Source organism: Pseudobutyrivibrio xylanivorans, assembly GCF_010906925.1.
Lineage (GTDB): Bacteria > Bacillota > Clostridia > Lachnospirales > Lachnospiraceae > Pseudobutyrivibrio.
Window position 1 is genome coordinate 1 of sequence record NZ_VTVE01000001.1, and the last position, 18,449, is coordinate 18,449.

Here is an 18,449-nt window from a genome sequence, read left to right on the forward strand (position 1 = left end):
AGATGAGATATCCCCTCCTTCAAGGAGATAAGATCCCTTAAAGACGATAAGGTAGATAGGTTCAAGGTGTAAGTGTGGTAACACATTCAGCTGATGAATACTAATAGATCGAAGGTTTATTCTAAAAAGATGTTAGCGTGTTCTCGTGACACTGTATGAAGTTTTGAGGTTGCTAGTGAGTATTTGATACTTATAATCCTCGATAGCTCAATGGTAGAGCACTCGGCTGTTAACCGAGTTGTTGTAGGTTCGAGCCCTACTCGGGGAGCTCATATAGATGTTGATTTTTGAAAATCTATATGTTATGATAATGCAGTCGCTGAACACAGGCGTTGTGAATTCAGTCGGTTTGGCTCCGTGGTCAAGCGGTTAAGACATCGCCCTTTCACGGCGGTAACACGGGTTCGATTCCCGTCGGAGTCACTTGCCAAGTGGCATCTTATCAATAAGCCGATGTGGCTCAATTGGCAGAGCAGCTGATTTGTAATCAGCAGGTTATCGGTTCGAGTCCGATCATCGGCTTTTTTCTATTGAGTAGAAAGAGGCCAATTTTTTTTATAAAGGTCTTGCTTGTATTCACACAATATGGACCTTTAGCTCAGTTGGTTAGAGCAACCGGCTCATAACCGGTCGGTCCAGGGTTCGAGTCCCTGAGGGTCCACTTTCTATTTTTATAATATGGCCTCATGGCTCAGTTGGTTAGAGCGCCGCCCTGTCACGGCGGAGGTCGAGGGTTCAAGTCCCTCTGGGGTCGTTTCCAGTTTTTGGTCATGGGATCTTAGCTCAGCTGGGAGAGCATCTGCCTTACAAGCAGAGGGTCACAGGTTCGAGCCCTGTAGGTCCCATTTGTTATCTTTACGGATAACATGCCGTAGTGGCGGAACTGGCAGACGCGCGGGACTTAAAATCCCGTGGTGGCGACATCGTACCGGTTCGATTCCGGTCTACGGCATTACTCTTAGGAGTACATTTTAATATTATGTGTGTGTAGCTCAGCTGGATAGAGCACTTGGCTACGGACCAAGGTGTCGGGGGTTCGAATCCTCTCACGCACGCTTATTTAAAAGAAAAAGAGATAGGAAATATCCTATCTCTTTTTTCTTTTAACTCACCGGCAGGTCGAATTCGAACTGGTTCGAATAAATCGGTCGTTGCTAAACGACGTCCACCGGACGTCAGCGCCCTCTCACGCACGAGATAAAATTAAAGGAATGCTCGCTTGCCGGCTTGTTCAATGAAAAGCGACGTCCAAAGGACGTCTGAAACCATACACGTACATTTAAACAGACTAATAGATACTCAAGATGGCTGTATTTGTGGAGTAAAGCATTGTTGTTATAGGGCAGGAACTGAAATCCTACGGGGATTTTTCCGATTTTTAAATTTGCACCGTATGATTTTGAAGTTTGAAATTTACAGTTACGGGTATTTATCGATTTTTTTATAAATACCCGTAACACGAGGTATTCAAAGAGTGTTGAATTTCGGGTATAAATTGAAAAACTAAGTATGTACCGTAGAAATCAAAAAATGGCTACGGTATTTATTCAATATATTCGAAAAACACCGTAGGTTTTTGATTCTGAAAAAAATCAATTTTGTAATCCTACGGTAAAAATTAAGTATATTGAATAAAACCCGTAAATTAAGCCTCAAAAGGCCTAGTAAAATAGAAAAATTGATAATAGCGCCAATAAAATGGGAGCACGAGCGTGGAGTGATGAAAAATCCATGGGGAACCCCCATCTAGCCCTGTATGGCAGTCAATTGGGAGAGAGTCAAAGGTGTGGATGGCCGGTCAATATAAGAATTGTCTATATGCGCAAGTTATAAAGTTATAAAAATTGTGAAAGTTTTTTGACGTTAAAAGAATGTTAACAATTGTGATTTATAATTATCAGAAACAAAAAACTATGTATTTACTCAAAGGGGAGCGTGGGGGCTTAAATTTATATGATTTACGCAATGGTGCCGGGATCGGCGTTGGTGATAAATTTAATAATTAACTGGGAATTATTTAAAAAATATGGATTCAGTATAAAGGGCAATGATGAAAAAAAGTGGGTTCATGTGCGATATAACTATTTTGTTCTTGCTGCATGTGGATACTTTTTAGTAGATATGACATGGGGAATTTTGTATGAGCACAAAGAGGTACAAGCATTTTTCCCATTTATATATTTTTTAACAGTTTTGTATTTCTTGTTTATGCTGCTAACAATGCTTACGTGGACGAGATATATAGTGGCATATCTTGATAGAAAAGGACTTAGAAACGACATACTCCTATATGGCGTATGGTCTATGTTTACTATAGGGCTGGTATTTCTATCGCTTAATCCATTCCATCATTTGATGTTTTTCTATAATGAAGCACATGAATATGTTGGAGAAAAAGGAAAAAATATAACATTTTTCCTGCAGATTGCATTTTACACTGTAGTATCAATTTATATGTTATATGTTGCCCATAAAAGTACTGGACGACAAAAAATTAGATACAAAACAGTGGCAGTTACAAGCGTTGTTTTAGGAATTTCTCTTACACTTCAGATATTATTTGCATTGCATCCTTCGTATGCATTAGGACTTATATTTGGTATATGTCTAGTGCATTCTTTCGTACAATCTAGTGAGAAGAAAGAAAAAGAAATACATGATCATATCGCTAGTACTATGGCGAAAGACTATGAAGCCATATTTTACATTGACATAGAATCGGGAGAATATTTAACATTTGCTAAAAGTGAAAAATACATGTCTATAAATGCAACTGCCTTGGAAAAAGATTTCTTTAAAGAGGCATATGATAGTATTGATGAGTGTGTTTTCCCTGATGATAAGGAATATGCGAAGGCCTTTTATAACAAGGAAACTATGCTGAGAAATCTTGAGGGCAAGCGCTCATTCTCTTTTAAATATAGAGTCATGGTAAATGAAAAACCTAGATTCTTCTTATTTACGGTTATGCATGACACTAGTAGTAAGCATCTTATCTTCTATGAAAAAGATATTGATGATGAGTTAAATGCAGAAAAAATAAATAAGGAAAATCAGAAAAAGACCATAACATTCGGACAGATTGCAGAGAGTCTTGCTAGCAACTATGATGCAATCTATTACATAGATATAGCTAATTCTTCATATGTTAATTATATAGTAAGTAATATATTTGGAGAGTTGGAGATTGCTAAATCTGGAGACGATTTTTTTAAGGAATCAATTGAAAATATTCCAAAGATTATTCATCACCAAGATAGAGATGCAGTTTGTGACTTTCTTAATAAAGATAACTTGATTAGTTTACTAGAAAATCAAAAAGATGCATCTATAGATTACCGAATCATAGTAAAGGGAAAGCCTCGTTTTACGAGAATGGTTGTTAGAAAGACAAGTGATAGCACGCATTTTATCGTTGGTGTAGAAGATGTTGATGCTGAAGTGAAAAAGCAGATGCAACAACTAAGAGCGCTGAAGACAGAAAAAGAGCTAGCACGTCGTGATGAGTTGACTGGAGTTAAAAACAAGACTGCGTACAAAGAACTAGAGGAATCAGCTCAAGGAAATATTGATCATGGCATGGATTATCTGAATTTTGGATTGGTTGTATGCGATACTAATAATCTAAAGCAGATAAATGATACTTTAGGACATGCCGCAGGAGATGAGTACATTAGAGCATCGGCACGTCTATTATGTGATATTTTCGTACATAGTCCGGTATTTAGAGTGGGCGGTGATGAGTTTGTGGTATTCCTCCGCGGTAATGATTATACTCAAAGGCACGAGCTTATGAACCAATTGCGCTCACAAGTTCTTGAAAACAAAAAGATTGGTGCTGGAGTTATCCTGGCAGCAGGAATGTCAGAATATAAACCAGAGTCCGATTGCTTTGTATCAGATGTATTTGAGCGAGCAGACAAAGAAATGTACGAGGACAAGCAAAGACTGAAAGCATAATAATAGGCTTGATTAGCGCTGAATGCGTTAATCAAGCCATTTTTTTACTCTACCTGTAAGTGAAATACCTTAACCTCTTGAATTGTCTTAAGAACTATATATTTCATAACAGTCATGATTGGCAGCATAATAACTTCCTTAGGGAGTCGTGAAATTATTACGGCAAAATAGGCGTCCTTGAGATAAAGAAGCTTAAGCCAGTAGCTATTCATTAGAATATTAACAACTATTGTTAAAATAACCTGAGCGACAAGCACCCGTGTGAAGGTTATTTTTTTCTTGTAAAACATAAGTCCATAGATGATACCACTGACTATTCCACTGATGGTAAAGCCAGGGAAAAATGGACCGGTAGGTTTTACAAGATAGCCACCTATATCCATTAGTGCTCCTACAACACCAGATACTGCTGGGCCTAGAAGCATTCCAGATACACTAAGGGGCAATGAGCCAAAGCCTATAGTGATGAGTTGATTCACTGGTATCTTGAAAAAGCTAAGGATGATACCGATAGCTGTAAGCATTGCTGCAAGAGCCAGTGTTTTTGTGTTACGTAATTTAGTCATAAAAATACACCTCCTTTGCAGTCCACTTAATCTACAATGGAGGCGTAAAAATACACTTCACTATGTAGCAGCGGGATGCGACCATAAAACCGCGGCATTGCCTTCGTCCAAGTGACAACTCCCTGTTCACCTGGCACTTAACGCTTTACAGTCTACTCTGCATTTCTTTTTTTCGTATTATATCCATATAAGCAACACAAATCAATACGATGTAGATAAAATGAGGAAATTTGTAAAAACATGCTAGTTTTTACAGTTATTCCTTACTTTATTGATACATTATTCACATTAAGGACATTATTTTTTGTTAGCTTAAAAGAATACAAGATTGGGGTATTACAAATAGTATTGGTATAAATGTAACGTAATTCGAATTTAATTCGAGGAGGGGTATTATATGGCAAAGACTAAGGTAGTAAAGCAGGGGAAGCTAGCTACAAGAATTGCGGCTGTTGTTATTGCAGTATTAATTATTAGTATGACAATTCTTGTTGTGCTTGTTACTTTTACTGCAAGAAATGCTATGGAGCAATCCGCAGAAGCTAGAATGAAAGAAGCGGCAGAAGCAAGAGCAGCTTTGATAAATAATTATTTTAGCGATATAGAGACATTTCTAGCAGCATACGCAGTAAGTCCTTCTATGGTAAGATTGGCAGAAAACCAGGATGATCCAGAGGCCTATGCGGAAGCAAAAAAATTTACAGATGAATATGCTGCAAGAATTCCAAATCTTGAAAATATTTATATGAGCCGTACGAATACTTATGTACTTTGTGGACATGTAAATGAAACGATAGGTAAGCAGTCTGTAACTGATCAGGCATTACTAGATACATTAACACCTATGTATGAGGCCATGGGACAGGCTGGAACACCTATGTTTTCAGGTGTTATGGCATCGCCAACAGGTGACTTGGGTATCATTTTCTCATATCCTGTAATGAGCGGAAACAAGATGGTTGCAGTAGCAGGTATTTCTGTTAATGCCACAGGTCTTATCAATCAGCTGAGCACATTATCATTTGACGGATGGGACAAGGCAACTGTATCACTTGTGGATGTAAATAATCTTAATTACACATACTCTGATGACCAAAGCTTAATTGGAACAACTGTTGAGGAATCAAGCTATGTTTTCCCAATTATGTCTTATGCCAACGGTGAGAGTGGAGTTAATAGCGATAATTTAGGAAGTAAGGGAATCCTTCTTGCCTATTCAAATATTCCAAACTATGGAATTACAGTTTTAGTTCAAGATACAGCTGATGAAGTATATGCCTCTATGAGAAGCATGACTCAAATGGTAATAATTCTTGCTATAGTGGTAATTATACTTATTACTGCAATCACATTTATAGTAATCAACATATTACTTAAGGATTTAACAAGACTTAGCAATAATATAAATGATGTTTCATCTTCACTTGATTTGACACAGACTTCTGGGCTAGAAAAATATGCACATCGTCATGATGAAGTTGGAATGGTTTCTAATTCAACCCTTGGATTGATTAGGGCTATTACAGACATAGCCAGTGCCCTTAAAACTAATGCTAATGGACTTAGGACATCGGCAAATGAGCTTGATAACTCCGCAAGCTCAACTGAGCAGACAGCACTTAATATTTCAGAGTCTGTAGCTGAGATTGCAGATGGCGCTTCATCACAGGCTGAAACAATTCAGGAGGGCGTTCAGGCTGTAGCAGATATTGTGGATTCTGTTCAGAATCTTAACGATAACCTTAGTGGCGCAGATCAGCAAGCTGAAGAAATGTCAAAATCATCTAAGGATATGCTTTATAATTTCGAAAACCTTGGCAAGGCTATGGAAGAGACACAGGCCAGCCTTACACAGGTTTCTGAATCAATGGCAGCAGTGGATGATTTCGTTAGCCAGGTTCAGGAAGCTGCAGATGCAATTGATTCTATTGCCAGCCAGACAAACTTGCTTTCACTTAATGCATCTATTGAGGCAGCTAGAGCAGGTGAGGCAGGTCGAGGATTTGCAGTTGTTGCTGAAGAAATTGGTAATCTTTCTGAACAGTCAGGACAGGCGGCTCATTCAATTGGCGAGATAATGCAACAGCTATCTAACCGTTCAAAAGAAGCTGTACAGACAGTTGATGATTTGGGAAGTGTAGTAGAAAAGCAACAGCAGATTAGTACTGATACAAGAAATGCTGTAACAGAAGTTATCTCAATGATTGATGAAGTAAGAGAAAGCTTTACAAAGGCAAAAGATGCCTGCTTAGATATGAAGAACAAGTCAGCAGTTATCGAGGATACAATGTCAGGACTTTCTGCAATATCTGAAGAAAATGCTGCATCATCTCAGGAAACATCAGCTTCTATGGAGCAGGTTAACAACACTGTGAAGGGCATCAAGGATATGGCATTTAACTTAACAAGTATCTCAGATGAGTTGAATGAATCACTCAGCAGATTTAAACTTTAAAACCTATTATTAAAAAATATACATGCCATTCCCTTACCGCTAGATTTATAGTTGGTAAGGGAGTGGCTTTTTTATAGTCTGCTATTTTACAAAGATTTACTTATATAGATTTTTTGATTAAAATAAAAAAGTACGAAAAAGTAGGCTTTTACATATGTTTTAAGGAAGGATAATCTAGTGAAAGAATATATACACACAGTTCAGTATTATGAAACAGACAAAATGCAAATCACCCATCACTCAAACTACATTAGATGGATGGAAGAGGCGAGAATAGATTTTTTGGCTCAGATGGGCTGGCCATTTGACAAGCTAGAAGGGCTAGGAATAGTGTCTCCAGTGTTAAGCGTAAATTGTGATTACAAGCTGACTACAACATTTCCTGAACAAATATTTATAAATGTTAGAGTAAAAGAATTTAAGGGCGTAAAATTATTTCTTGAATATGAAATGAAAAATAAGGACGGCAAAGTGGTATGTGTTGGTACAACTGGCCATGCATTTTTAAATGCTAAGGGAAGACCAATCAGAATGAAACAGGATTATCCTGAGCTATACCAGTTGCTTTCAACAGACGAACAATAAGTTTTATTTCAAAGAAAGAAGAGTTTTATCCATGAAAATAATGGTTAGCGCATGTCTCTTAGGAGAAAATTGCAAATACAATGGCGGTAACAATTATAACGAGAACGTACTTAAGTACGTGGAGGGGCATCAGATAATACCGGTTTGTCCTGAGGTAGACGGTGGACTTTCGACACCTAGGATTCCCTGTGAAATTGTAAATGGGATTGTAACCGATAGGCAGGGACAGAGCAAAGATCTAGAGTTTAGAACTGGGGCAAGACTTGGACTTAAAAAAGCCATTGAAGAAAATGTAGACTTGGCGATACTTCAATCTAGAAGCCCATCTTGTGGAGTTAATCAAATATATGATGGAACCTTCACTGGTGGACTAATAGATGGGCAGGGCGTATTCGCTGAGATGTTAATAGAAAGTGGAATAAAAGTAATTGATGCAGCAGACATTAAATAGTAAAGGGGTTGGGGATATGAAAGAAAAATTAGGAAGAATCAAAGTTTTATTTGGAGATGTGGACAACACATTACTTTGCCTGAAAATGTACAATGAAGAGGGCAAGCGAATCGTAGGTTTTGAGGATGCCAATGACTGGCTTAAATACAATATTAATCATAATGCATACATCAAATGCCAGGCACCACGTGGCGTGAAAAATCTCATTGATGATTTGCATTTTAATCATGGTGTAAAAATTTACGGGTTGACTGAGTGTAGCAATTCTTTTGAATATAACTCTAAGTTCAATAGATTAAAGGAATGCTATCCTGGTATTTTCGAGCATCATGGTGATTTGATTTCTACAGAATCAAGACATAAAAAGGTGCTTATTATGAAGATGATAGCTGAACGAGATGGATATGATATGAACGAAATTATGTTTATTGATGACAGCTACACAGAAATAATGGAAGCCTTTGGAGCAGGAATTCTCTCTATGCATACAACTGAGGTTATGGAGCGATTTATGCAGTAAATCATCATAAATCATACCCTATAGAATAAGCCTGTTCTAAGGGATATTACACATATGAGTATTATTGTGATATTATCTTCACAGCTAAAATGAGTTGTGCTATGATAACAGCCGTGTTAACTGATCAGAACACAAATTAACTAGACTATTGAGACAGAAAGGATAGTGTTGATGATTAATAGTAAGAAGATTATTGCCTTAGGTATGGTGGCATTAGCTTTGGTGTTAGGCTTTGAAACAAATGTTACTAAGGTAAAGGCGGCTGAAGTAATTGCTGAAGATGTAGAGGAAGAGAGCATCGAAGAAGAGACAGAAGAAGATGTAGAAGAAGTTTCAGACGAAGACTCAGATGATGAGGTTGAGGTGGAAGCTGAGGAAGATGATACTACAGTAGATTTAGATGATGAGACTGAGGAGTCAAATACTATAGAGGGACCTATTGTTGTGGGTAGTGACGCTGATAGTATTAATGATGCTATAGATATGGCTTCAGAAGCAGGTGGTGGAACAATTATTGTTCCTGCTGGACATTATAGTGAGCAATTATTTATTGAAACAGATGGCATAAAAATAGAAGCAGAAGTAGGAGCCATTCTTGATGGCGAAGATCTAACACCTACTGATGATGCAAATGCTATGATATATATTCAGGCATCAGATGTGTCTGTTAGCAATTTGGAAATTGAAAATTTCAAGTATACAGGACCATCAGAGGACATTACAACTACAGGTATTGAAGTGGCAGATGGTTCCTCAAATGTTACTATAAAGGATTGCATAATTCATGATATCGGATGTATTTACACAACTGTGTCTGAGGAGTACAACGGACATGGAATCTACGTTTCAGGTGGTGTGAAAGAACCAACAACTGATATTAATATAAGTGGATGCGAGCTTTATGATTTGCATCTTGGACAGAGTGAATCCCTCGCATTAAATGGTAATGTTTCCAATTTCACTGTTAATAACAATTACATTCATAATTGTGACAATATCGGTATAGATGCTATAGGCTATGAGCAAACAAAAGAAGGTAGTAAAGATCGAGAATTAGATAGAGCTAGAGATGGTGTCATTTCCAATAATACAGTGGAGTATATTTCTTGCGACCCAAGCATCAATATTACATACGAGAGTAAGTGCGCTGCAGGTATTTATGTTGATGGAGGAGACCATGTAATTGTTTTTGGAAATACAGTATCCTATTGTGATATTGGTATAGAAGTTGCTACAGAGCATCCAGGTGTGGCAGTTACAGCAATCTATGTACATGACAATATTTTAAGAGAAAACAATGCATTTGCTGGAATAGCATTTGGCGGATATGATCCAAAAATAACTGGCTGGGCAACAGGCTGTGCCTTTGAAAATAACTATATTTATAATACTTCAGGAACATGTTTCATGGTTCAGTTCGCATGCTCAGGTACAAATGTTATTTATCAAAACACATTTGATGCACAGGGCTCTGCGGTGAAATACCAAGAAGTTTTTGGAAAATTGAGCTCTGGAAATGTGGTTGTAAGAAATAATTAATAATAACAATTACAGCTTAAAATGCATTTGTCATATACTGAATATTCCAAAGTGGAATAACAAATTTAATAATTATGAATAACTAATACCCCTTAAACATTTGATACACTACTGGTTTAATAGTAAACTAGACTAGTTAAAGAATGTTTAAGGGGTATTCTCTTTTGAAATATACAATCAAACGAATTCTACAATTAATCCCAATATTGTTTGCAATTACCTTCTTGTCATTTGCTATGATGCGACTGGCTGGCTCAGATGTTGTTGAGCAAAAGATGCTGAACACCGGTCAGGTGGTCACTGATGCCCAGCTTGAGGCAGCAAAGGCCCAGCTAGGTTTAGATAAGCCTTTTTTAGTTCAATACATAACATGGCTTAATGACTTACTCCACGGTGATATGGGGGTTAGCTTTGTTTCTGGCATGGATGTGTTTGATACATTCATTTCAAAGCTGCCAGCTACATTGTTCCTTACTGTAACATCCATAGTACTTACAGTAATTATTTCTATCCCTCTAGGGATTATTTCAGCAGTATATAAAAATAAATTCTGGGATTATTTCATCAGGTTTTTCAGCTTTATTGGAAATAGTATGCCAAACTTTTTTGTTTCCCTTGTACTTATGTATATCCTAGGAATCAAGCTTAGATTTTTCCCTATTATATCAAGAGAGATGAGCTTTGAAAGTGTGGCTATGCCTACTATCACTCTAGCTATTGCAATGAGTGCTAAATACCTGCGTCAGGTTAGGACTACAGTCTTAGATGAGCTTGGCAAGGATTATATTATGGGCGCTAAGGCTAGAGGTGTTAAGTTTTCTACCACCCTATGGAAGAGCGTAATGAGAGAATCCCTTGTCACAATTATTACTCTACTTGCACTTTCCATCGGAAGCCTTTTGGGTGGTACAGCCATAGTTGAGTCCATATTTATGTGGGACGGCGTAGGAAAGATGGCAGTGGATGCTATCAACATGCGAGACTATCCTATTATCCAAGCCTATGTTATGTGGATGGCCATTATTTATGTGACAGTTAATCTGATTACAGATTTATCGTACAGATTATTAGATCCAAGAATTAGATTGGAGGGCACTGACAATGAGTAGTGTGAATAGACAGGTGTCCGTCCGACAGCTAAAAGTAAAAAAATGTAATACTAAGTGTCGACTTATTGTATTTGCTACGCTAGCAATTTGTTTGGTTGCAGTGGCAGTTTTTGCAGATAGATTATGTCCATATGACCCTTATGCCCAGGACTTATCTTTAAGTTATCAGGCGCCATCAGCTGCCCATATTATGGGAACTGATGCCTATGGCAGAGATATGTTTTCTAGAGTTATTGTTGGTGCCAGAGCAAGTATCCTTTCTACACTTGCCCTTGTGTGTATTATTACTCTTGTAGGGACAGCAGTCGGAACAATTTCAGGATTTATTGGTGGGAAAGTTGATGCTATCGTAATGCGAGTATCAGACTTTTTCCTTGCTTTCCCAGGGCTTGTATTTGCCCTTGCAGTTGCAGCTCTTTTAGGCGGTGGTGTTTTAAATGCTATTATTGCCCTTGCGGTAATAAGCTGGCCTAAATATGCCAGAGTTGCCAGAAGTCAGACGTTATCAGTGAAGGTTTCCTCCTTCGTTCAGGCGGCAGTCTTGGCGGGAGACAATCCCCCTCAGATTATCTTTCGCCATATTTTGCCTAATATATTCGGTCCTATACTTGTGACAGCTATGCTTGATATTGGCACTATGACAATGGAGCTGGCAGGACTTTCATTTTTAGGACTGGGTGCGCAGCCTCCGATTGCAGAATGGGGCAGTATGATGTCAAGTGGCAGAAGTATGTTACAGACATATCCGTGGGTAGTACTATCCCCAGGAATTGCCATATTTATTTCTGTAGTTATTTTTAATTTACTTGGTGACACAGTGCGGGATTATCTTGATCCTAAATAGCACTTTACCATAAATAGAAAGGAGCATATATGAAGGGAATAAAGAAAGCCGTTGCCTTTGCTATGGCTATGGCGCTTACATTAGGAGCATTTACAGGTTGTAGTGGTTCAAAAAAAGAGCCTACAAATGCAAGTGACGACGGAAAGAAGACATTTACTTTTGGAGACACAACATTTAACGCAGAAAATGAAGAGGCAACTATTGATCCACACGAAGCATATTGTGGATGGGCCTGCATTCGTTATGGTGTTGGTGAGACATTATTTAAATTCAATGACAATATGGAGCTTGAGCCATGGGTGGCAGAAAGCTATGAGAATATAGACGACCTTACATGGAAGGTTGTAATCAAGGATGGAGTTACATTCTCAAATGGTAAGGCTTGCGATGCAGCAGCAGTAAAGGCTTGTATCGAGGATTTGGTGGCAGTTCATGAAAGAGCTGCAGCTGACCTTGCAATTGATTCTATTGAGGCAGATGGACTGACTCTTACTATCAAAACACAGGAACCAAAGCCTACACTTATGAATTATCTTTGCGATCCTTATGGATGCATCATTGATGTGGAATCTGGAAATGCAGATGGTATCGTAGTAGGAACAGGTCCTTATGTGGCAACAGAGCTTGTTACATCAGACCATCTAAAGCTGGTTAAGAATGACAATTACTGGAATGGGCAGCCAAAGATTGATGAGATTACAGTGCTTACAATCACAGATGGAGATACACTTGCACTTGCTCTTCAAAATGGTGATATAGATGCAGCTTATGGTATGGCCTATGCCAACTATCCAATTTTTGAAAATGATGACTATGTATTTACTGGCACACCAACAAGCCGTGCTTTCTATTGCCAGATGAATTACAACTCTAAAATCATCCAGGATGATGCTGTCAGAAAAGCGCTTGCAATGGGCATCGACAAGGAAGGTTTTGTAAATACATTACTAAAGGGATACGGCGCAGTAGGTGTTGGTGCCTTCCCTGACAATTTCTCATTCGGCGGTGATGCAGTATCTACTGTTGGATATGACCCAGAAGCAGCTAAGACTGTACTTGAGGAAGCTGGCTGGAAGGATACTGATGGAGACGGAATTAGAGAAAAGGGTGGAAAGACTCTTACACTTAAATGGGTTAGTTACCCAAGTAGACAGGAGCTTCCACTTCTCTGTGAATCAGCACAGGCAACACTTAAGGATATAGGATTTGATATTCAGCTCAACATTACAGCTGACCATGGTACAATCGTATCTGAGAAGGATGGCTGGGATGTATATGCAGCAGCATTTGTTACAGCTAGCATTGGAGACCCAATGTATTTCTTTACAACAAACTGCTTAGATGATTCACCTAAGAATCGTGGTGGATATCACAGTGATGAGCTTCAGAAACTTGCAGAGGAAATGAATGTCACATTTGATCCAGAAAAGAGGGGCGAGCTTGCTATTCAGATGCAGCAGCAGCTTCTTGATGACAACTCATTTATTTTCTGTTCATTCCTTCGTATGAGTATGATTACAAAGGCTAATGTAACAGGACTTAAGGCACACCCAAGTGATTACTATGAATTTACAGCAGACTTGGATATTCAGTAGATAGTTTTAGAGAGGCTTAGGTTATGAGGGAGGAAATCTTAAAATTTGATTCAGTAGAAATTTCATTTGAAGAAGGCCCCGTTGTTCATGACGTAAGCTTCTCTTTGCATTCGGGGGAAATCCTTGCTTTGGTTGGAGAGTCGGGCAGCGGGAAAAGTACGCTTATAAAATCTGCAATGGGTCTTTTAAATGACAATGGTCTGGTGACTAAGGGAGATATTTATTACAAAGGCACCAATCTACTACAGCTATCTGAAAAGGAAATGAGAAAGATTCGTGGTGCTGAAATTGGCATGATTTTTCAGGATGCCAAAAGCTCACTTTGCCCTATTAGAACAATCGGCAGTCAGATTATAGAGAGCATGAATTCTCACAAGAAAATTCCAAAGGCTATTGCAAAGGAAAAGGCGCTAGATTTATTTGAAAAAATAGGATTTAGAGAGGCCGAAAAGCTTTGGAAGAGTTATCCATTTGAATTGTCAGGTGGCATGAATCAAAGAGTTGGTATTGCTATTTCAATGCTTATGAATCCATCTATATTGCTGGCGGATGAACCTACAAGTGCGCTGGATGTAGCTGTGCAGAAGCAAGTTGTAGATGAGATGCTCAATCTCAGAGAATTATTTGGAACGGCTATTATTATTGTTACCCATGACATCAGCGTTGCAGCAGCTATGGCAGATACGGTTCTTGTATTAAAGGATGGCAATATGATGGAATACGGTGAGGCTAAGAAAGTTATTGATAGTCCGGAGAATGATTATACCAAGCATTTGATGGAGGCAGTTCCACGACTTAAGAGGGCTTAGTTTAGGTGAAAGAAATAATAACAGTAAATAATCTAACTAAATATTTCAAAGCACATGGTAAGGCTGACACAGCAGCAGTTGACAATGTTTCATTTTCCCTGCATGATGGAGAAACACTTGCCCTGGTTGGCGAGTCGGGAAGTGGAAAGAGTACAATCGCCCGCCTTCTTACTGGGCTCATAAAGGCTACAGATGGAAACATTCGCATATACGATAAGGATATATGCAAAATGAAAAAGAACAAAGCCATAGAGCTTTACAGTCAGATTCAGATGGTCTTTCAGAATCCTGCAGAGTCATTTAATCCAAGAAAGACTTTGGGTTATGGAATTGGTGAGTCCCTTAAAAATAGAGGATATAATAGTGGAGCCACAGCCAATAAAGTGGCAGAGCTTCTTGAAATGTGTGGTCTACCAGCGGAGATAGCATTGAAATATCCTCACCAGGTCAGTGGTGGTCAATGTCAGAGAGCGGCTATCGCAAGAGCTCTTGCAGTGGAACCAAGGATACTTATTTGTGATGAGGCTACAAGCTCTCTTGATGTAACTGTTCAAAAGCAGATAATTGAGCTGCTGGATAAATTGAGAAAATCAAAGATTTTATCAATTATTTTTATCTGTCACAACTTAGCTTTGGTGCAGCAGTTTTGTGACAGAGTAATAGTGCTCTATGACGGTAAAATCGTAGATCAGGGCACACCTGATGAGATAATAAACAACCCACAAGCAGACTATACAAAGTTGCTTGTGGATTCAATATTGTAGGCTACTCGCATTGAATGTTTTTTTCTAAATCATGAGCTTGAAGCTTATATTTATATTTTTGTGATATACTTTGTTAAGTTATGAATAAAGAATTAATTAAGCAAAATCATGTCTATTGGCAAAATAGAGCCTTAGGATATTCTGAGGTGAATAAAGAAGAATTGGCAGGCGTCCAAAGAAAAAATTGGACGTCTTTTTTGACTTCTGAAATTACACTTCAGTTTCCAGGTAGGAAAAGAAGCGATATAAAGATTCTTGATGTGGGAGCAGGACCTGGATTTATATCTATCATTTTGGCTGAGGCTGGATTTAATGTGACAGCATTTGATTTTTCAGAATCTATGTTGAAGGAGGCCAGGGCCAACGCAGGGAACATGACAGAGAGTATTACCTTTATCCAGGGAAACGCTATGGAATTGCCATTTGAGGACGCGACATTTGATGTGGTATTTTCCAGAAATCTCACATGGAATTTGCCTGAGCCCAAGACCGCTTATAATCAGTGGGTTAGAGTATTGAAGAAAAATGGCCTTATGCTTGTATTTGACGCCAATTGGTATACATATTTAGTGGATGATAAAAAGAGGGGCGAGTACAATCAGGACAGAATGAATGTTGCTGAGCAGGGGCTAGGCGATTACAATATAGGAGCTAATTTTGATCAGATGGAGGCAATTGCTATACAGATGCCTCTTACCGACAGGATTAGGCCAGCTTGGGATGAAGAATACCTGCAGTCTATGGCTGCTGGACAGGTGAGTATAAAAGAAGATATAGGCCAGGTTCTATATTCAACAAAGGAAAAGATAAATTATAAGTCAACACCACTATTTATGGTGAAGCTGATAAAGGATTAATTGGGCCACAGGTAGAATAGGAATAATTAATAATGGGAAAATTACACTATATAGCCTTTGAAGATGAGGCTGACAATATAAAAGAAAAAGTAGAGAGCTACTGGACAAAAAGGGCAGAGAGCTTTTTTGAACTTAGGCATGATGAAATAGAAAGCCCTAAGGCTGCTAGATGGCTAGGAGAGATAGAAAAGCTACTTCCCAAAAAAGAAAACCTTAATATCCTTGATGTGGGATGTGGAACAGGGTATTTTGAAGTCATTTTAGGTAGATGCGGTCATAAGGTTACTGGCATAGATTTGACTCAAGAGATGATAGATAGGGCCAATGAGATGATTGGACTATATGGTTTGGACAAAAGTGCAGTTAAGGCAATTACAGGTGATGCTGAAAACCTTAGTTTTGAAGATGAGACTTTCGATGTGGTAATTAGCCGAAATCTTACCTGGACACTGCCACATCCTATTGATGCATACAGTCAGTGGATGCGTGTGCTTAAAAAAGGTGGCGTTCTTATTAATTTTGACGCAGAGTACGCCAAGGGAGCACATAATTTAAAGAGCCCAGAAAACATTGCCCACAGCAATATAGACGATGCTTTAAAGGATGAGTGTCACCATATTTATCATATGCTTACCATCAGTATGCTAGATAGACCTCAGTGGGATCAGGAGGTTCTTTCACATTTAGGCTTTAATGAGATAGATATTGATAGAGAGTTTGGAGATAGGATTTTTATTGAGCATGATGAATTCTATATCCCGGATAAAATGTTTTGCATAAAAGCTATTAAATAATCATGAATACTGATTATTTATGATAACTATTGATTAAAAGTGATTGGATCACCACAAGTGAGTAAAAAAGTGGTGGAAAGCCCTAAATAATCAACAAAAAATCCCATCAGACGAATACAAAAAAATACAATTTTTTTTGTAATTTTTTCTTGCGAAAACGTTTAGGTCGTGGTATATTATACATCGTACTAGCGAAAAGCTAATACCAAATTTTTCATAACTCAGCGACCAGGGGCAACTTTGGTCGCACTCCCCGAATATTATGCCGACACATTGGTGTCGGCTTTTTATATTTTTGTAATTTTTTCTTAAGGGTATTTCTCCCAGTTTTTCAGCGTTTAGACTTATATTTGCCAGAATAGTTCATCTGTGTTATAATCCTAAATGTTACGAAAATGTTACTACAATGTTACACAATATAACTTTTTGGACACGGAGAACTATGTTATGAATAAAGCGGAAGAACCAGTTTTCGAGGCCCTGGAGTTGTCTAATCTTGTTGGGGATTGTATTTCAAAATTAGATGGCGAGGCCAAGGAGGCTAATATTTCATTGTCTTTTTCAGGAGAGAGGTGTAGTGTTTTTGGCAGCAAGGAGAACCTGGAAGAGGTAGTATTTAATCTTGTGGAAAACTCTATTAAATATAATGACGAGGGTGGACATATTTGGGTAAAGGTATACACCAGCGATGGCCCTACTATTTCCATTAAGGACGATGGCAAGGGCACTCCTTACGCGGATCCTATTATCACTAGCGTTAAGGATATAGTGGAGCTTCATCAGGCTAAGCTGATTACCGATAATGGCATCGGTGGGGGCTCAGAATTTAAGGTGGTCTTTTAACTGCAATATAGTCTATAATATAAGTTAGAATCTTAAGAGGGATTCTAACTTTATTTTTTTAGGAGTATTAATAATGTCTGAAGTAAAAGTGATTGAAATAGGAGAGAGCGTATTCGCAGAAAACGAAGCTGCAGCTGCATCTATTAGAGAGCAGATGAAGAAGCAGGGGACTTTTTTTGTAAATGTAATGTCAGGACCTGGTTCAGGAAAGACAACTACTCTTTCTGCAATTATTAATCGCATGAAGGATAAATATAAAATTGGCGAGATGGACGTGGATATAGAGACTAGTATTGATGCCCAGCGTGTAGCAGATGCCACGGGCGTTGAGTCTATTCAGATTCACAACATGGGACTTTGCCATATTGATGCAGATATGACTAGCCGTGCTCTTTCTGAGTACGATACTACTGGTTTGGATTTACTTATACTTGAAAATATTGGTAATTTAGTGTGTCCAGCAGAGTTTGATGTGGGAGCCAATAAAAATCTCATGCTTCTTTCTGTTCCAGAGGGAGATGACAAGCCGCTTAAGTACCCACTTATGTTTGAGGTTAGCGATGTGGTTCTGATTAACAAAATCGATACTTTGGATTATTTTGATTTTAGTAAGGAAAAAGTTACTGAGAGAATTTTAAAGCTAAATCCAAATGCGAAAATTTTCTTCGTCAGTGGTAAGACTGGCGAGGGCCTAGATGCCGTGGTTGATTGGTTGGAAAGTGAAATTGCAGCAGTAAAGCAAGCTTAGTTTGATTGGA

The 18,449-nt window shown here is 38.4% G+C and carries 16 protein-coding genes, 8 tRNA genes, 1 rRNA gene and 1 riboswitch; of the genes, 24 read left to right on the forward strand and 1 reads right to left on the reverse strand.

Annotation, left to right across the window (positions count from 1 at the left end; genetic code table 11):
- From F0Q01_RS00005 to F0Q01_RS00050, 10 genes are all read left to right on the forward strand, one after another.
- Positions 1-124: ribosomal RNA gene (locus F0Q01_RS00005) — 23S ribosomal RNA — on the forward strand; the annotation flags it as partial.
- A gap of 72 nt (positions 125-196) precedes the next feature.
- A tRNA-Asn gene (locus tag F0Q01_RS00010) sits at positions 197-268 on the forward strand.
- A gap of 83 nt (positions 269-351) precedes the next feature.
- Positions 352-423, forward strand: a tRNA-Glu gene (locus tag F0Q01_RS00015).
- A 26-nt stretch (positions 424-449) separates the two neighbouring features.
- Positions 450-522 (forward strand) — tRNA-Thr (locus tag F0Q01_RS00020).
- Between the two features lie 65 nt (positions 523-587).
- Positions 588-661 (forward strand) — tRNA-Ile (locus tag F0Q01_RS00025).
- Between the two features lie 19 nt (positions 662-680).
- Positions 681-754: transfer RNA gene (locus F0Q01_RS00030), tRNA-Asp, on the forward strand.
- 18 nt (positions 755-772) lie between these two features.
- A tRNA-Val gene (locus F0Q01_RS00035) sits at positions 773-845 on the forward strand.
- A 23-nt stretch (positions 846-868) separates the two neighbouring features.
- A tRNA-Leu gene (locus tag F0Q01_RS00040) sits at positions 869-952 on the forward strand.
- A gap of 29 nt (positions 953-981) precedes the next feature.
- Positions 982-1,055: transfer RNA gene (locus tag F0Q01_RS00045), tRNA-Arg, on the forward strand.
- An 898-nt stretch (positions 1,056-1,953) separates the two neighbouring features.
- The gene (locus F0Q01_RS00050) at positions 1,954-3,960 is read left to right on the forward strand and encodes a GGDEF domain-containing protein (RefSeq protein WP_090489569.1); all 2,007 of its coding nucleotides are present in this window, start codon (positions 1,954-1,956) and stop codon (positions 3,958-3,960) included.
- A 44-nt stretch (positions 3,961-4,004) separates the two neighbouring features.
- On the opposite strand, the gene F0Q01_RS00055 is transcribed toward F0Q01_RS00050, so the two are convergent.
- Complete coding sequence (locus tag F0Q01_RS00055) at positions 4,005-4,526, reverse strand: folate family ECF transporter S component (protein ID WP_090489572.1); 522 nt, start codon at positions 4,524-4,526, stop codon at positions 4,005-4,007.
- A 66-nt stretch (positions 4,527-4,592) separates the two neighbouring features.
- A riboswitch (THF riboswitch) is annotated at positions 4,593-4,688 on the reverse strand.
- 235 nt (positions 4,689-4,923) lie between these two features.
- Here F0Q01_RS00055 and F0Q01_RS00060 point away from each other — a divergent pair.
- The 14 genes from F0Q01_RS00060 to hypB all read left to right on the forward strand — a co-directional run bounded on the left by F0Q01_RS00060 (position 4,924) and on the right by hypB (position 18,439).
- On the forward strand, positions 4,924-6,981 hold the full coding sequence (locus F0Q01_RS00060) for a methyl-accepting chemotaxis protein (RefSeq protein WP_090489573.1): 2,058 nt from the start codon (positions 4,924-4,926) through the stop codon (positions 6,979-6,981).
- A 177-nt stretch (positions 6,982-7,158) separates the two neighbouring features.
- On the forward strand, positions 7,159-7,566 hold the full coding sequence (locus F0Q01_RS00065) for an acyl-CoA thioesterase (protein WP_090489575.1): 408 nt from the start codon (positions 7,159-7,161) through the stop codon (positions 7,564-7,566).
- 31 nt (positions 7,567-7,597) lie between these two features.
- Positions 7,598-8,017 carry a DUF523 domain-containing protein gene (locus F0Q01_RS00070; protein ID WP_090489577.1) on the forward strand — a complete coding sequence of 140 codons (420 nt, stop codon included), beginning with the start codon at positions 7,598-7,600 and terminating at the stop codon, positions 8,015-8,017.
- Positions 8,018-8,033: 16 nt separating this feature from the next.
- On the forward strand, positions 8,034-8,537 hold the full coding sequence (locus F0Q01_RS00075) for a hypothetical protein (protein WP_090153400.1): 504 nt from the start codon (positions 8,034-8,036) through the stop codon (positions 8,535-8,537).
- A gap of 171 nt (positions 8,538-8,708) precedes the next feature.
- Entirely contained in the window at positions 8,709-10,076 is a 1,368-nt protein-coding gene (locus F0Q01_RS00080) for a right-handed parallel beta-helix repeat-containing protein (protein ID WP_090489580.1), read from the forward strand.
- Between the two features lie 143 nt (positions 10,077-10,219).
- Positions 10,220-11,185 carry a nickel ABC transporter permease gene (nikB, locus tag F0Q01_RS00085; RefSeq protein ID WP_090489582.1) on the forward strand — a complete coding sequence of 322 codons (966 nt, stop codon included), beginning with the start codon at positions 10,220-10,222 and terminating at the stop codon, positions 11,183-11,185.
- Positions 11,178-12,029, forward strand: coding sequence for a nickel transporter permease (gene nikC, locus F0Q01_RS00090; protein WP_090489584.1), 852 nt, complete (start codon positions 11,178-11,180; stop codon positions 12,027-12,029). The genes nikB and nikC overlap by 8 nt, the downstream gene beginning before the upstream one ends.
- 29 nt (positions 12,030-12,058) lie before the next feature.
- Complete coding sequence (locus tag F0Q01_RS00095) at positions 12,059-13,624, forward strand: ABC transporter substrate-binding protein (protein ID WP_090489586.1); 1,566 nt, start codon at positions 12,059-12,061, stop codon at positions 13,622-13,624.
- 23 nt (positions 13,625-13,647) lie between these two features.
- A complete protein-coding gene (locus tag F0Q01_RS00100; RefSeq protein ID WP_090489587.1) occupies positions 13,648-14,433 on the forward strand; it encodes an ABC transporter ATP-binding protein in 786 nt (261 codons plus the stop codon).
- A gap of 5 nt (positions 14,434-14,438) precedes the next feature.
- A complete protein-coding gene (locus tag F0Q01_RS00105) occupies positions 14,439-15,197 on the forward strand; it encodes an ABC transporter ATP-binding protein (protein WP_090489589.1) in 759 nt (252 codons plus the stop codon).
- A gap of 146 nt (positions 15,198-15,343) precedes the next feature.
- Positions 15,344-16,054, forward strand: a complete 711-nt coding sequence (locus tag F0Q01_RS00110) for a class I SAM-dependent methyltransferase (protein ID WP_330584230.1) — start codon at positions 15,344-15,346, stop codon at positions 16,052-16,054.
- A 32-nt stretch (positions 16,055-16,086) separates the two neighbouring features.
- Positions 16,087-16,848, forward strand: a complete 762-nt coding sequence (locus tag F0Q01_RS00115) for a class I SAM-dependent methyltransferase (protein ID WP_090489592.1) — start codon at positions 16,087-16,089, stop codon at positions 16,846-16,848.
- A 447-nt stretch (positions 16,849-17,295) separates the two neighbouring features.
- Positions 17,296-17,691, forward strand: a complete 396-nt coding sequence (locus tag F0Q01_RS00120; protein ID WP_163927073.1) for an ATP-binding protein — start codon at positions 17,296-17,298, stop codon at positions 17,689-17,691.
- Between the two features lie 73 nt (positions 17,692-17,764).
- The gene (gene hypB, locus F0Q01_RS00125; RefSeq protein ID WP_090489596.1) at positions 17,765-18,439 is read left to right on the forward strand and encodes a hydrogenase nickel incorporation protein HypB; all 675 of its coding nucleotides are present in this window, start codon (positions 17,765-17,767) and stop codon (positions 18,437-18,439) included.
- Positions 18,440-18,449: the final 10 nt, after the last annotated feature.